Source organism: Streptomyces sp. URMC 126, from assembly GCF_051386555.1.
Lineage (GTDB): Bacteria > Actinomycetota > Actinomycetes > Streptomycetales > Streptomycetaceae > Streptomyces.
In genome coordinates this window covers 1-14,669 of record NZ_JBPQTX010000173.1, presented here as the reverse complement: position 1 = coordinate 14,669, position 14,669 = coordinate 1, and the positions used below count along the sequence as shown (strand labels likewise).

Annotated in this window: 15 protein-coding genes and 1 pseudogene; 7 read left to right on the top strand and 9 right to left on the bottom strand. The window is 73.4% G+C overall.

Going from position 1 to position 14,669, the window contains the following annotated elements; all coding sequences use genetic code 11:
• Positions 1-1,847: ATP-dependent zinc metalloprotease FtsH (ftsH, locus tag ACSNOK_RS20735; RefSeq protein WP_436782227.1), on the top strand; the 1,847-nt coding region annotated here is incomplete at its 5' end.
• Between the two features lie 34 nt (positions 1,848-1,881).
• On the opposite strand, the gene ACSNOK_RS20730 is transcribed toward ftsH, so the two are convergent.
• A complete protein-coding gene (locus ACSNOK_RS20730) occupies positions 1,882-2,169 on the bottom strand; it encodes a DUF1876 domain-containing protein (protein ID WP_436782226.1) in 288 nt (95 codons plus the stop codon).
• Positions 2,170-2,499: 330 nt separating this feature from the next.
• On the opposite strand from ACSNOK_RS20730, the gene ACSNOK_RS20725 reads away from it, so the two are divergent.
• Positions 2,500-4,101: an adenosine deaminase family protein gene (locus tag ACSNOK_RS20725; protein WP_436782225.1), complete on the top strand. Its 1,602-nt coding sequence runs from the start codon at positions 2,500-2,502 to the stop codon at positions 4,099-4,101.
• A 96-nt stretch (positions 4,102-4,197) separates the two neighbouring features.
• Here the strand turns inward: ACSNOK_RS20725 and ACSNOK_RS20720 are convergent, their stop codons facing one another.
• A complete protein-coding gene (locus ACSNOK_RS20720) occupies positions 4,198-5,208 on the bottom strand; it encodes a CapA family protein (protein WP_436782224.1) in 1,011 nt (336 codons plus the stop codon).
• 140 nt (positions 5,209-5,348) lie between these two features.
• On the bottom strand, positions 5,349-5,519 hold the full coding sequence (locus ACSNOK_RS20715; protein ID WP_436782223.1) for a hypothetical protein: 171 nt from the start codon (positions 5,517-5,519) through the stop codon (positions 5,349-5,351).
• A gap of 203 nt (positions 5,520-5,722) precedes the next feature.
• Between ACSNOK_RS20715 and ACSNOK_RS20710 the strand changes: the two genes are divergently transcribed.
• The 3 genes from ACSNOK_RS20710 (at position 5,723) to ACSNOK_RS20700 (ending at position 7,251) form a co-directional block, all read left to right on the top strand.
• Positions 5,723-6,133: a VOC family protein gene (locus ACSNOK_RS20710; RefSeq protein ID WP_436782222.1), complete on the top strand. Its 411-nt coding sequence runs from the start codon at positions 5,723-5,725 to the stop codon at positions 6,131-6,133.
• Positions 6,134-6,205: 72 nt separating this feature from the next.
• Positions 6,206-6,709, top strand: a complete 504-nt coding sequence (locus ACSNOK_RS20705) for a helix-turn-helix transcriptional regulator (RefSeq protein WP_436782221.1) — start codon at positions 6,206-6,208, stop codon at positions 6,707-6,709.
• 128 nt (positions 6,710-6,837) lie between these two features.
• Positions 6,838-7,251, top strand: a complete 414-nt coding sequence (locus ACSNOK_RS20700; RefSeq protein WP_436782220.1) for a VOC family protein — start codon at positions 6,838-6,840, stop codon at positions 7,249-7,251.
• A gap of 642 nt (positions 7,252-7,893) precedes the next feature.
• Here ACSNOK_RS20700 and ACSNOK_RS20695 read toward each other — a convergent pair.
• The gene (locus tag ACSNOK_RS20695) at positions 7,894-8,397 is read right to left on the bottom strand and encodes a hypothetical protein (RefSeq protein WP_436782219.1); all 504 of its coding nucleotides are present in this window, start codon (positions 8,395-8,397) and stop codon (positions 7,894-7,896) included.
• A gap of 302 nt (positions 8,398-8,699) precedes the next feature.
• Here ACSNOK_RS20695 and ACSNOK_RS20690 point away from each other — a divergent pair, with 302 nt between their 5' ends.
• Positions 8,700-9,506, top strand: a complete 807-nt coding sequence (locus ACSNOK_RS20690) for a phosphotransferase (protein ID WP_436782218.1) — start codon at positions 8,700-8,702, stop codon at positions 9,504-9,506.
• Between the two features lie 118 nt (positions 9,507-9,624).
• Positions 9,625-10,395: a GNAT family N-acetyltransferase gene (locus ACSNOK_RS20685; protein WP_436782217.1), complete on the top strand. Its 771-nt coding sequence runs from the start codon at positions 9,625-9,627 to the stop codon at positions 10,393-10,395.
• 60 nt (positions 10,396-10,455) lie between these two features.
• Here the strand turns inward: ACSNOK_RS20685 and ACSNOK_RS20680 are convergent, their stop codons facing one another.
• From ACSNOK_RS20680 to ACSNOK_RS20660, 5 genes and pseudogenes are all read right to left on the bottom strand, one after another.
• Positions 10,456-11,544 carry a glutamate--cysteine ligase gene (locus ACSNOK_RS20680; protein ID WP_436782216.1) on the bottom strand — a complete coding sequence of 363 codons (1,089 nt, stop codon included), beginning with the start codon at positions 11,542-11,544 and terminating at the stop codon, positions 10,456-10,458.
• 93 nt (positions 11,545-11,637) lie between these two features.
• On the bottom strand, positions 11,638-12,435 hold the full coding sequence (locus tag ACSNOK_RS20675) for a class I SAM-dependent methyltransferase (protein ID WP_436782215.1): 798 nt from the start codon (positions 12,433-12,435) through the stop codon (positions 11,638-11,640).
• A 178-nt stretch (positions 12,436-12,613) separates the two neighbouring features.
• Positions 12,614-13,177 (bottom strand): nucleoside 2-deoxyribosyltransferase, encoded by a 564-nt coding sequence (locus ACSNOK_RS20670; RefSeq protein ID WP_436782214.1) that lies wholly within the window; start codon positions 13,175-13,177, stop codon positions 12,614-12,616.
• Positions 13,178-13,197: 20 nt separating this feature from the next.
• A complete protein-coding gene (locus ACSNOK_RS20665; RefSeq protein ID WP_436782213.1) occupies positions 13,198-13,815 on the bottom strand; it encodes a class I SAM-dependent methyltransferase in 618 nt (205 codons plus the stop codon).
• Positions 13,816-13,907: 92 nt separating this feature from the next.
• Positions 13,908-14,669 (bottom strand): annotated as a pseudogene (locus ACSNOK_RS20660) (hypothetical protein); the annotation flags it as partial.

Sequence of the window (14,669 nt, the reverse complement as noted above, 5' to 3'; positions counted from 1 at the left end):
CGCCCGAGCCGCCCCGGCGGCCCCCGCCGCAGCCCTCGCCCGGCTGGGGCCGCTGGGTGCTGGCCTTCGTCCTGGTGCTGTTCGTCGTCGTCATCCTGCTCGCCCGCGGCCTGCCCGGCGGCGAGTCCCACGAACGGTCGTACAGCGACTTCGTCGCCCAGGTGGACGCCGGGAAGGTGCGCAGCGTCGACATCGGCGACAAGGGCACGGTGACCGGCCGGCTCACCGACGGCACCGAGTTCACCACCCAGCTGCCGACCGCCCTCGGCGCCGGACAGCTCGAACAGCGGCTCCAGGCCCACCACGTGGAGATCACCGCCTCCCGCAGCGGCCAGGGCAGCCCCTGGCTGTCCGTCCTGCTGGCCTTCCTGCCCCTGCTGTTCCTGGGCGCCTTCTTCCTCTGGGGCGCCCGCCGCGCCGCCGGCTCGCTGTCCGGCGGCATCAGCGCCATCGGCCGCTCCCGCGCGAAGATCATCGAAGCCGAGCGGCCCACCACCGGCTTCGCCGACGTCGCCGGCTACGACGGGGTCAAACAGGAGATCGGGGAGGTCGTCGACTTCCTGCGCAGCCCGGAGCGGTACGCCCGGGCCGGCGCCAAGGGCCCCCGCGGCGTGATCATGGTCGGGCCGCCCGGCACCGGCAAGACCCTCCTCGCCCGCGCCGTCGCCGGCGAGGCCGACGTCCCGTTTCTCTCCGTGACCGGCTCGGCGTTCGTCGAGATGTTCGTCGGCGTCGGCGCCTCCCGGGTCCGCGACCTCTTCGACGAGGCCCGCAAACGGGCACCCTCCATCATCTTCATCGACGAGATCGACGCCGTCGGCGGCCGGCGCGGCGGCGGCACCCGGCTCGGCGGCAACGACGAACGCGAGCAGACCCTCAACCAGCTCCTCGCCGAGATGGACGGCTTCGACGAGAGCAGCGGCATCGTCGTCCTCGCCGCCACCAACCGGCCCGACGCCCTCGACCCCGCCCTGCTGCGCCCCGGCCGCTTCGACCGGCAGGTCACCGTGCCGCTGCCCAACCAGGCCGAACGGGCGGCCATCCTCGCCGTACACGCCCGCGGCAAGACCCTGGACCCGGACGTCGACCTCGACACCGTCGCCCGCGCCACCCCCGGCTTCTCCGGCGCCGACCTCGCCAACCTGGTCAACGAGGCGGCCATCAACGCCGTCCGCGCCGACCGCGCCGTCCTCACCGCGCGGGACCTGGACACCGCCCGCGACCGGGTGCTCCTCGGCCGCCGGGAGACCTCCAACGCCCTGCTCCCCGAGGAGCGCCGCTCGGTGGCCGTCCACGAGTCGGGGCACGCCCTCGTCGCGGCCCTGTGCGAACACGCCGATCCCGTCGCCAAGGTGACCATCCTGCCCGCCGGGGTGTCCCTCGGCGTCACCGAGCAACTGCCCGAAGCGGAACGGCACCTGTACAGCGAGGGCTACCTCACCGACCTGCTCGCCGTCCGGCTGGGCGGCCGGGCCGCGGAACTCGTCGTCTTCGGCGAGGGCTCGACCGGCGCCGCCAACGACCTGGCGGGCGCCACCCTCATCGCCACCCGCATGGTCCGGGAGTTCGGCCTGTCCAGTGTGCTGGGGCCCGTCGGCTACGCCGCTCCCGGGCAGCAACTCCTCGGCGAGACGGCCGAGGAGCTGCAACGCCGGCCCTATTCGGAACAGACCCAGCGGATCGTCGACCGGGAAGTGGCCCGGCTGCTGGGGCAGGCCGAGGATCGCGCGCTGGGTCTGCTCCGTGAACACCGCGCGGCCCTCGACCGGCTGGCGGACCTGCTGGTCGCCAAGGAGACGGTGGACGGCGCGGTGGTCCTGGACGTGCTCCGGCGGGAGCACGCGTGACGGCACCCGACGGCGCGGGCGGCGGGCCCGCCCTTCACAGCTCCCATCCGTACATCGGCGACCGCCGCGGCTCCGGCCCGGCCCCGCGCGTCGCCACGTCCCGTTCCGCCGTGCCGATCAACTGTTCCCCCAGGTCGCGCAGGGCGCGGCCGGCGGCGAACTCGTCCCCGATCACCGGGACGTCCTGGTCGCCCGGCGCGCACCGGGCGACGCCCTGCCCCGTGAGGGAGGCGGCGCCGGTGTCGAGGACCGCGCGCGCCTTCGTGGTGCCGCCGTCCTCGGAGAGGTCCAGCCGGATCCGCCACTCGGTCGTGTGCTCCATGGCTCACTCCTCGCTCGGGTGTCCCCACGTCCATTCTGCCGCCACCGGCGCCCGCGCGACCGCTCGCGACCGGTCCGGGCGCACCGCGTGACGGTTCGCGTACGCGGCGCAGCGCCGCAGCGCCCGGAGCGGACCGTTCGGCGGCGGGCCGTGACTCTTCGCTGAGCGGCGTCGTTCGGGTGGAACACCGTGTGCCCGGGGCGTCAACTGCGCAGATGGCATAGGCCCGTTGTGCGTGTGATGTCGCGTTGCCGTGGTGAACGGCGGTGGCCAGGCGGTAGACCAGTGTCGTCACCCCGGACCGGAGGACAGCCGCCGCCAGGAGGTTCCGTGAGCTCACGACGTACGCTGCTGCGCGGCACCCTGGCCGCCGTCCTCTGCGCCGCCGTGCTGCCCGCCTGGGGCACCCCGGGCCGCGACCGGCGGGCCGCCGCACCGCCCGGCCCGGAGGCCGCGACCGCCGCCTACATGGAGGCCGTACGGACCGACCCGCGCGCCCTGCGGGCCTTCCTGCGCGCCCTCCCCAAAGGCGCCGACCTGCACAACCACCTCGGCGGCGCCGCCAGCACCGAGCTGCTGCTCGACCTCGCCGCCCAGGACGGGCTGTGCATCGAGAAGGAGCGGCTGCGCGCCGTACCGCCGCCCTGCCCTGCGGGCGCCCGCCCGGCCGCCGACGTCCGCGCGGACCGGACGTTCCACCGGCACCTCGTCCGCGCCTGGTCCATGCAGGACTTCCGGCCCGGCCGCGAATCCGGCCACGACCACTTCTTCGCCACCTTCGAGAAGTTCGAGTGGGTGGAGACCGGGCACATGGGCCGGCTGCTGAGCGAGGTGGCCGACCGGGCCGCCGCGCAGCACCAGTTCTACCTGGAGACCATGGTCACCCATGCCACCGCCGGAGTGGCCGCGCTCGCCGCCCGCGCCGGCTTCGACCCGGACCTCGCCCGGCTGCGCGCCCGGCTGCTCGCCGGCGACGGGCTCGGCCGGCTGGTCGCCCGCGCCCGAGCCGCCATGGACCGGGCCGCGGCCGAGTTCCGCTCGGCCTCCCGCTGCGGGACGCGCCGCCCCCGCCCCGGCTGCGGCCTGGCCGTCCGCTTCATCACCCAGGTCGACCGCTCCGCCGCCCCCGAGCAGGTCTTCACCGAGCTGCTGCTCGGCTTCGAACTCGCCCGGCGCGACCGGCGGTTCGTCTCCGTCAACCTGGTGGCCCCCGAGGACGGCGCCGTCGCCCTGCGGGACTACGCGCTGCACATGCGCATGCTGCACCGGCTGCACGACTGGTACCCGCGCGTCCCCGTCACCCTGCACGCCGGCGAGCTCGTACCGGGCCTGGTCGGGCCGCAGGACCTGCGCTCCCACATCCGCCAGGCCGTCCTCACCGGGCACGCGCGGCGGATCGGCCACGGCGTGGACATCGGCTGGGAGGACGGCGCCCGCGATCTGCTCGCGACGATGGCGCAACGCCACGTCCTCGTCGAGGTCCCGCTCGTCAGCAACGCCCAGATCCTGGGCGTGGACGGACCCCGGCACCCGTTCGCGCTCTACCGCCGGCACGGCGTGCCCGTCGCCCTCGCCACCGACGACGAGGGCGTGGAGCGCAGCGACATCACCGCCGAGTACGAACACGCCGCGACCGCCCACCGGCTCGGCTACCGGGCGCTCAAGGAACTCGCCCGCACCTCGCTGGAGTACGGCTTCCTGCCGGGCCGCAGCCTGTGGCGGGACCGCGGCGGCTTCGCCGTCGTACCCGCCTGCGCCCACGACCGGCCGGGCGCGCCCCGGCCCCGGCCGGCCTGCGCGGCGCTGCTCGCGGGGAGCCCCAAGGCGGCGGTGGAGTGGAAACAGGAGGGGGCGTTCGTCCGCTTCGAGAACCGCTTCGCGCGGCGGGTGCCGCTCGCGGCGCGGCCGCCGGGGGCGGGGGAGGGGAGGTGAGCGGGCCTCGGTTCCTCCGCCCGCGCGCGCGGGCGCGCCCGTTCCTCCGCTCTCGGGTTCTTCCGCTCTCGGGGCCGTGCTCCCGCGCGGTCGTCCTCACACACCGGACGGGCCGGCGCCCGGCGTCGGGACCTCCCAGTCGACCACCAGCCGCCCGCCCTCCCCGAGGGCGACGGTCGTGCCCAGGTCCGCCGACGCCCGGGAGAAGCGGTGGCGGATCCAGGCGCGGCCGGCCTCGGAGGCGATTTCCGTGTGCCCGTAGCCGAGTTGGAGGGGGACGGCCTCCAGCCGGACCGGGCCGGCGTCGTCCAGGGTGACGAGGAAGAGCAGGCCGTAGTCGTTGCGGAGGACCGGATCCACGGCGTAGTCGTCGATGAAATCGCCCATGTCGTACAAGGTCCGCCGGCCGGCACCGTGGAAGACGTGGGCCGAGTGCCCGGCGACGAGGCCGGCCCCGGCCTCGTGCAGCCGGGCGGCGGCCTCGCGGACGTAGCCGGGCGGGGCGGAGGTCATGTTGGGGCCCCAGTGCGGGGTGACGAGGACCGCGTCGGCGGTCCGGGAGGCGCCGGCCACGGCGTCGCCGAGCCAGTCCGGGAGGCCGTGGTGGAGGTCGGCCCAGGCCACGCCGGGGCGGTCAGGGGCGGCGGCGAAGTCCTCCGGGTGGTCGGTGGCGCCGAGGACGGCGAGCCGCCGGCCGCGCGCCTCCAGCACCGCGCCCGCCCGGGCCCCGGCCGCGTCCGAGCCCGCTCCCACTACCGCGATCCCGGCCTCGCCCAGCAGTTCCAGGGTGTCGGCGAGGGCGTCGGGGCCGTAGTCGAGGGCGTGGTTGTTGGCCAGGTTGACGCAGTCCACGCCGAGGTCGGCGAGGACGCCCGCGGCCACCGGCGGCGCCCGGAAGAAGAACGGCTTGCCGGGGGCGGCCCACGGCTCTCCGCGCGCGGAGACGCAGCACTCCAGGTTGAGGACGAAGAGGTCGGCCTCGGCCAAGGCCTCCCGCACTCCGGGGGAGACCAGGGTGTCCGGCGCGGGCGCCGCCGCCAGTCGTTCGGCGACGCCGCGTCCCAGCATGGTGTCCCCGGCCAAGGCCACGGTCACGGTCACGGTCACCGGCGTACCTCCCGCTCCCTTCAGTCTCGGCCGGGGCCCCGCGCCGAGCAAGCGGCGGGGGCGAGGGTGGGGCTTGAGGTCCGGCCTGAGCAGCGGTGGAGCGTCCCGGGAGACCGGTGGTGCGTCGCTCCGAGCCCTGCCTACTTGACGCCGGGCTTGTCCGCGAGCCGGGTGAGCCAGCCGGGCTGGCGGCGCGGCTCCCTGTTGCGGCTGTCCTCCGCCCGGTTGCACGTGGGGCACGCGTGCTTGAGCTTTTTGCCGTTCCCCAGATCCTGATCGATGTAGCCCACGTTGAAACACTCGCTGCACATCACACCCTCCTCGGTGGCGCACGCGCTCGTCAGGCCGTCCTCGTCCGTCACGGACCCGGACTCCGAGCGGGTCGTCGTATCCGGCGTCGGTCACATGCTGCCGCATCCCGTCCGCTTCCCGCCCCGGGTTCCGGACGTCCGGGGGCCGAGGTGATCAGGAATCGAGAAGCGTGGTGCCCGGGGCCGCCTCTAGCCTGCTGACCATGGACATCACCATTCACACGACTGTTCTTCCGCACGACGATCCGGACGCGTCGCTCGCCTTCTACCGCGACATCCTCGGCTTCGAGGTCCGCGGCGACGTGGGGCAGGGCCGCATGCGCTGGATCACGGTCGGCCCGCCCGGCCAGCCGGGCACGTCGATCCTGCTGGCGCCGCCCGCCGCCGATCCCGGCATCACCGAGGACGAACGCCGCACGATCACCGAGATGATGGCCAAGGGCACGTACGGCTGGATCCTGCTGGCCACCCCCGACCTCGACGCCACGTTCGAGAAGGTGCAGGCCCGTGACGCCGAGGTCGTCCAGGAGCCGACCGAGCAGCCGTACGGCGTCCGCGACTGCGCGTTCCGCGACCCCGCGGGCAACCTCGTCCGCATCCAGGAACTGCGCTGAGCCGCGCGGGCGGCCGTGAACGCGCCGGCGCACCCCACACCGGAAAGACGAACGACGGAGACGGGGGTTCTCATGTGCGAGCCCGAATGGCGGCGTGCACGCGTCCAGGCGCAGCGCCTGGAGGATCTGGCGCGGCTGCGCCGCGTCCGCGACCGGATCGACCGGGAGTACGCGCGACCGCTGAACGTGGAGGCGCTCGCCCGCGACGCGCACATGTCCGCCGGGCATCTGAGCCGGCAGTTCCGGGCCGCGTACGGTGAGTCGCCGTACGCGTACCTGATGACGCGCCGCATCGAGCGGGCGGCGGCGCTGCTGCGGCGGGGCGACCTCAGCGTCACCGAGGTCTGCTTCGCGGTCGGCTGCGCGTCGCTGGGAACGTTCACCACCCGCTTCACCGAGCTGGTCGGCATGCCGCCGGGGGCGTTCCGGCGGCGGGCGGCGGAGGCGACGGCCGGCCACACCGACGCCGCGGGTACGGCCGTCACGGTGGAGGGGATGCCCGCGTGCGTGGCGAAGCAGGTCGCGCGCCCGCTCAGGAACCGAGAATCCCCGGCCGCCCCGGAGTCCCCGGCGTAAGAGGCACGGCGCCGGCCCCCCACGCCGTCCCCACACCGCCCACCGACCGGCGAACGCGACCCGAGGCGACATCCGGGCGCCGGCCCGGCCCCCGGCACACATACCTCCACCAAGCAAGGAGCAAGGAAATGAAAGCACACGTCAGCTCGATACTTCTGGGCGTCCGGGACATGGACCGGGCCAAGCGGTTCTACACCGAGGGGCTCGGCTGGAAGATCCGGAACGACTTCGGCGTCTCGGTGTTCTTCGCGTCGGACGGCGCCTCGCCCGTCGGCTTCTACGAACGCGCGGGCCTCGCCGAGCAGGTGGGCACGGACCAGGAAGGCAGCGGCTTCAGCGGACTGGTCCTGACGTACGTCGTCCGCAGCGAGGCACGGGTCGACGAGATCATGGCGGAGGCCCGGAAGGCCGGCGCCACGGTGCTCAAGCCCGCCGGCGCGCTGCCGTGGGGCGGGTACGGCGGCACCTTCGCCGACCCGGACGGCTACATCTGGAGCCTCGGCTACAGCGCCCAGGGAACCGACCAGCCCTACGCGGAGTGAGCAACACGGGCCGGCCGGCGGCCGAGCCGGAACCGACACCGAGCCACGCGTCGTCGTCGGTCCCGAGGGCTCCTTGCGGCCCGTGCGCTGTCAGTAAGCCGCAAGGCTGAACTCGCCATCGCCCGACGAGGCGTGGAGCTGAATGAACAGCTCGCGGGCGAAAGCGAGACGTCCTGTACCCGGGATGCGTCGGAGTGTGGCTCTTCTGCGCAGGCGCCGCCGGGCCGGCTCCCGTGCAGAATGCCCGAATGAAACCCGACGAGGTCAACGCCGCCCATTGGTCACTGTCCAAGAAGGCGGCCGGCCGGCTCGTCACCGCGGCCGACAGGACAGCCGGCCTGCGAGAAGACCAGCGAGAACGCTTCGCGACCTGGGAGATCGATCCCTCGACCGGCCGGGCCCTCACGGAGACCCTCTCTTCGCCGCCCTGCCCGCCACACTGGCCGACCGCGACGCCCGCCGGATCGACCACCTGCGCCTCATGTCCTACGCGGTCACCACACTCAGCACCTTGACGTTGGAGCGGCTCGTCCAAGAAGCCGCCACAATGATCAACGCTGCCGCCGGGCCCGGGACCCTGGCCGAGCTCCTCCGGCCCACGCCGTGACCCGCGCCGACCCGGCCCGGTGGAGCTGGTGCTGGTCACGACACTTCGGACGGCCGATTGCGCAACAGCTCCCGCGCGGCTTGAAGGGCTTCCCGCTTCAGTTCCTCAAGCGAGGGGCCCCAGTTGACGTCCCAGTCGTCGAGAGCGATAGCGCAGTGGACGAGTGTTTCCAGTTCCTTCGGATAGTGGAGGTCCCAGGCGACTTCGTCCCAGATCATCCGGACGCCCACAGCAGGGTCGAGATGACCGTCCGTGATCTGCCCAGCAAGCCAGTAGGCCAGGGCCCGCTTCGCGGCTGTGGGATCGGCCGGGGCCTCGAAGGCCAGCCCCAGCTCCTCCGCGACCTGGCCGAACAGCTGTTGCGCTTCGGGCTCTTCCCGTCGGGTCAGCCCTGCGAGGAGGGGAAGGGTCGGGCTGTCGACGCCGGCGAGGAGGGCGTCCAGGCCGGCTTGGATGAGCCGATCGGAGCCGACCGGCCGGCCGAACGCACGGAGCTGCGCGAATCGTCGAAGCTGTTCGAGGGCCTCGTCCTGATTCACAGCGCTGCGTTCCTTCGCGTCGGCGGGAGACCGATCCTGTCACGCGGACGAGCCGCACTGTCCACCGGGTTTCCAGGCGGCGCGGCCACCCGGATCGGTCGGAGCGCCACACAGGGACGGACTCCGGCGCAGCCGGGGGCGGGCCGGTCGTTTCGTCGGGAACACGGCCTCTCGCCACCGACGGACGTCACCGCACCGCGGCGCTCCACCGACGCATCGAGCCCCGCGCCGCATGGCTCTCGGCTTGATCACCCCGCCCGGGGATGAACCCTGAAGGATCCCGCATGACAACATCCGGGCGTATGGACGAAGAAGCCCTGGCCGGAGGCGGCGTCAACCCTGTCGTGCGGATCGGTTCGACTGTCCGACGGCCGGTGGGGCCGTGGACCCCCACGGTCCACGCTCTGCTTGATCACCTGAAGGCGGCAGGATTCGCCGGCGCCCCAGGAGCTCACGGCTTCGATGCCGATGGCCGGGAGATCCTCGATTTCGTCCCCGGCCATGTCGCCCACTACCCCCTGCCGGACTACGTGCGGTCGGACGCGACCCTGCGGGCCGTGGCCGTCCTGTTGCGCGCCTATCACGACGCCACCGTCAGCTTCACTCCCGCGGCGGACGCCGGCTGGTACGTGCCCGGGCACGAGCCGGCCGAGGTGATCTGCCACGGCGACATCGCTCCCTACAACTGCGTCTTCCGCGACGGGAGGCCCGTCGCGTTCATCGACTTCGACACCGCCCATCCCGGTCCTCGCGTCCGGGACGTCGCCTACGCCGCCTATCGGTTCGTTCCCCTCACCGATCCGGGCAACGCCGACTTCACTCTGCCCGTCGAGGAGCAGGCCCGCCGACTCCGGCTCTTCGCGGACGCCTACGGGCTTGACGACGACGATCGCGCGGCACTGGCCGACACGGCCCGGGACCGCTTGGAGGGCTTGGTCCACCACATGCGCAAGCAAGCCGCCGTCGGCAACGCCGCGTTCGCCGCGCACATCGCCGCCGGACACGACTTCCTCTACCGCGCCGACGCGGCACACATCGCCCGTCACGCGGCGATCTTCACCACGGCCTGTGGCCGTTCACCGGCGAAGAACCGCGGCGGTTCCCTGTAGGTGATGGACCGGGCCGTCGGGGGGCGCAGCCGCGATGGTGACAGCTCCATTTATGGAACACCGACCTGAGCAAGACCCTGGCCCGGGCGTTCGTCCGCGTCTGACGAGAAGGACCGATATGAACGAAGCAGTCAAAGCCGAGGTGCTGGCGGAACTCGACGCGCTGCGGCGCGCGAGCGGTGTCGTCGACGGCCACGCCGACCTCGTACGCGAGTACTCGGCGGATGGCTCGGAGTGCCGGATCGTCTTCGCCGGCCCGGCGGGTGGCGAGGTCGGGGAACTGGTCCGCGCCGAGCGGGAGCTCGCCCGGTCCGGTGGATACACCCTGGAGTGGAAAGTCTACGGACACGACAGGCAGCGAGGCCTGGCTGCCGCGCTCGAAGCGGCGGGCTTCGTGCCCGGCGATGAGGAGCAGGTGCTGGTGCTCCCGGTCGCCGAGGCATCAGCGGCCCTCTTCGACACCTCGGCCTACGAGGTACGGCAGGTGACCGATGGCGCCGGGCTCGACGACTACGCCGAGATCTCCCGCCAGGTCGGTCGGCGCAACGCGGACGAGGAACGCCGGCAGCTGGTTCGGCTGCTCGAAGAGCAACCTGAGGCGATGAGCGTGCACATCGCCTATGCCCAGGGCGAGCCGGTCTCCTGCGGGCGGGTCCACTTCCAGGCCGGCAGCCCGATCGCCGAGCTGGCGGGCGCCCGGACCAAGACGACCCACCGTCGGCAGGGCTTCTTCACCGCGGTGGTCGGCTCCCGGCTGCGGCAGGCCGTGGAGCGCGGCTGCCGACTGCTGGTCACCGACGCGCTGCCCACCTCCGAACCCATTCTGCGCAAGCGCGGCTTCGAGGCGGTCACTTCCACCCGGCCGTACCTCTTCGAGCCGGCCGACTGAGCGCCTTGGCGCGCCGTCCGGAAGACGCGGACCCGAACCGAGGGAAGAACACGGCTCCGCTCACGACGCCGTCCGTTCCACCGCCTCCTTGACGACCGCCGACAACTCGTCCGTCCGGGCCAGTGTCGCGCGTTGGAGATCCGCGCCGCCGCCTCGGGCGAGCAGGCGGTCCAGGGACTCCTCCACCAGGGCGAGATCACCGTTGTCCGAGAGCGCGTCGCGGACGTGGTCGACCAGCGAGCGCACCACCGCCTCCGCCGGGGCCGGGGTCCAGTCGACCGGGTGCACCAGGCCGTCCGAGACGCCGGACCGCGACGCGCGCCACGACGCGAGCCGCAGCAGCCCGACGGACACCGGCTCCGGCGGCCGGCCGGCCCGCCACTCGCGGGCCGCCGTGTCGACCAGGCCCCGGGCGAGGGCCGCCACCAGGACGGTGTCGTCCGGGTCCAGGCACACGTCGGAGACGCGGATCTCCACGGTGGGGTAGTTCCGCGACAGCCGCGCGTCGAAATAGATCATGCCCTTGTCCAGCAGCGTCCGGGTGCCGAGCAACTGCCGTACGTGCGCGTGGTACCGCTCCGGACCGCCGAACACCTCGACCGGGCCAGCCGACGGCCAGCGGCCCCACACCTGGCTGCGGTAGCTGCTGTACCCGCTGTCGTGGCCTTGCCAGAAGGGGGAGTTGGCGCTCAGCGCGAGCAAGGGCGCCAGCCAGGGGCGGATGCGGTCCAGGACCGCCACCCCCTCCTCGTCCGACTCGACGCTCACGTGCACATGACACCCACAAGTGAGCTGCTCCTGCGCCGTGAGCCCGAACTCGTCGGCCACCTGACGGTAGCGCCGGCCCGCGCTCAGCGACGGGTCGACGGGCAGCGGCGAGGTGGCCAGGGCCGCGACCGCGGCGCCCACGGCTCCCGCCCGTTCGATGGCCGTGGCGCGCCGCCGCCGCACTTCCGCCGCCAGGTCCGTCATGTCGGCCGTCGGCCGTGTGGCGGTCTCCAGCTGCTCCCGCTGGAGCTCCTTCTCCAGCTCCGGATCGTTCCCCCGGGCCAGGTCCTCCAGCGCCAGCACCGTCCCGGCCACGGCCCGCGGTTCCCCGCTGTCCGGATCCACCAGGAGGAGCTCCTCTTCCACTCCGACGCTTCGCATGCTGTCGTCCGCCCCTTCCCAGGGTTCCGCCTGTCGTTCGCACCCCGTATACCCAGGTCGGGCGGGATTGCGCCGACGAAAGCGGAGCCGCTCTCAGACGCGCGGGTCCGCCGCGCGGCGGACCCGCAGGACGTCATGGGCGTGGCCGATGGCGTATGTGCCGTCGGGCCGGGCGAAGTGCTTCTCGACGTAGGCGGCCAGATCGGCGCGGGACGGCAGTGGGTCGAGGTCCCGCAGACCGGGCACGTTGATCATGAACTCGGCGGTCTCCAGGGCCTCGCGCGGATCCGCCGTGCGGTACGCGTTGTCGAGCGTCTCCACGGACCGCTCGGCCACCCGCCCGCCCTGCCGCTCCAGCAGCCGCCGGGTGGCGGGCCGCAGATCGAACCGGGCCCCGGTGAAGTGCCGCACCATGCGCATGCACGCGTTGTCCGGATTCTGCAGCAGGACGACGAGCGTGCCGCCGGGCGCCACCCAGTCGAACACCCGGTCGAGGACGTCGGGCCATTCCTCCTCGGGCAGGTAGTACAGCACGTGCGAGAGGAGGACCAGATCCGCCCGGACGCCGGGCTCGGCCCGCTCGACGGGCTCCGCCACCACCGTGGCGCCGGGACACGCCCGCAGCAGCGCCTCCCGCATGGCGGCGCTGGGCTCGACGGCGACCGTCCGCTCGAAGTACGGCGCCAGCCGGGCGGTGGTCCGCCCGTCGCCCGCGCCGACGTCCAGGAACACCCGGCGCCGCCCGAGCCCCTCGACGAGGGCGACCAGGCGCGCCTCGATGTCGTCCTTCTCGTCCGTCCCGGCCAGGAAGCGCTCGAACGCCCGCCGGTAGGCGGCGCTCTCGACCTCCAGCACCCGCACCCGGCCGGAATCCGCGAACGGCACCGACATCACGCGTCACCCCTTTCCGTATCCCGTGCCTACCACCTGTGGCCCACCCGTGCCATGGCATCCCGTGTCCCGGTCCACCCCGCGCAGGCACGTTTCCGCCCGCGTGTCGCGGCGGACGCCCGCCCGCGACCCCGGGCCCCGCGAAGTGCGCGCGGGGCCCGGGGCGACGGTAGGGACCTCAGCCCGGCGGGAGCGGACCCCCGACCCCGTCCCGCTCGCGGCACCGGGCCACCGCGCGGCGCACGGCCCGGTCGACGGCGGGCAGGGCGGCGGCGACGTCCGCGCAGACGACGTACTCCACCGTGGCCACCGTGTGCAGGCCCTGGATCAGGAAGGTGTACTCGCGCCCCGGCTCCAGGATCAGCACCACGGGCTTGTCGAAGGCGCTGGCCCAGCCCACCTCGATATGTGTGCCGGGCGAGGCGGGGGAGCCGGGCAGCGCGACGAAGACGTCGGCCTTGCGGATCTCCTCCTGGTCGATGGGGGTGCACTCCTCGGGGCGCATCAGCCGGGCGCCCCACGCCTCCCGGCGGTGGGCGTTGTGGACGGACAGCCCCTGGGACTCGAAGTGCTCGATCAGGACGTCGAAGGGCGTCCGCGCGTCCGGCGGCATCTCGCCCGTCGTCCGGTCCAGCAACCCCAGGAACGGGCCGGCGAGGAAGACGGAACGGAAGTCCGCACCGGGCTCCGGCGCGCCGGGCGGGGGGACAGGGGGGACACTCGTGTTCGGGGGAGCGCTCATGGCAGTCGTCCTCGGCCCTCTCAGTCCTTGACGAAGCACTGGATGTAGGCGTCACCGCTGGTGCCGTACGTGTACGTGGTGGTGTCGTACGCCGTGTAGGGGTGGCGCTCGACCCGGATGCGGCGGAAGTGCGGGGTGTACTGCCACCGCAGCTCGGGCTTGGTGCTGAAGAACGGGATGAAGACGCCGCCGGGCCGCAGCACGCGGACGACCTGCGGCATGGTGGCGGCCCACAGCTCCTTGTCGGTCCACACCTCCATGTCCAGGGCGGGGTCGAAGAACATGCCGTCCACGCTCTCCGAGGGCAGTTCGAAGACGCGGTGGAAGAAGTCGCCGCGTTCGATGGTCAGGTTCTCCGGCAGTTCGGGGTGGCGGGCCCGGAAGAGGTCCTCGACCTCGTCGAAGAGTTCCAGGACCGTGTGGCCGCGGGTGGCGGGGTTGCCCGCGATGCGCAGCGCGGACAGTCCCAGGCCGAGGCCCACCTCGTAGAAGTCGTGGCCGTACTCGCAGAGCATGTCGGCGCTCGCCCACATCAGGTCGCGTTCCCAGGCCTGCATGGCCTGTTCGCCGTCGATGCTCAGCGTCACCTCGCCGTCGTGTTCGACGAGCTCGATGGCGGGGCTGGACCGCTGGGTCATGCGTCCATCCTTCCTTCGTGCGGTGACCGGGGTGACCGGCGGATGAGGAGTGCGGTGATCGGTGGTGCGGGCCGTCCCGGGCGCCCCGGGGTTCAGGCCCGCCGCGGCACCACGCCGAAGTGGCGCCGGGCGGTGGAGACGGCCAGGTCCTGCACGGCGTAGACCGTGAAGTAGTACGCCTGCGGCGCGCAGCCGGGCGCGAACCGCACCCGGAACGCGACGTCGCGCGGCCCGTCGGCGCTCCCGCGCACCTTGACGGTGAGCGGTTCGACGGTGGTGTCCTCGCGCAGGTACGTCGGGACGAACAGCCCGAGCCGGACGGGCCCGGGCCGGGCGGCGGTCAGCTCCGCCCGGACGTCCAGGACGCCGCCCTGCTCGGCCTCGTCGGCGGCGTACGCCCACAGGCGGGGCGCCTCCGGCACCCGGAAGGTGACGTCGCCGCAGCGCATGCAGACCGCGCAGGTGGTGTCGAGGATCTGGGGCAGCAGGCCGCGCCGGGTGAACTCCTGGGCGGGGCGGCCGCAGTGGCACCGCACCTCCCGGACCTCGGGATCGAGGGCGCTGCGGTCGCCGAAGTGCGCCGGATAGTTCATGACCTCGTCCTCGGGGAGCTCCGCGATCCGCTCGGCGAGGGCGTGGTCGAGGGACTGCAGGTCCGCCGTGAGGGAGACGCGGATGTCCTCCGGCGACCGGTCGGCGAGGTGGGTCGGGCGCGCCACCCACTGGTCCACCTTGCGGGCGAGCTTCGTCAGCCGGGGCAGGAGCGGGTGCCGGGGCGGGAGCAGGCCGGAGGCGAGCAGGGCGGTGAGCCGGCGGCCCACGGTGAGCAGGAGCGGGTCGGGCCGGTGGTCGGC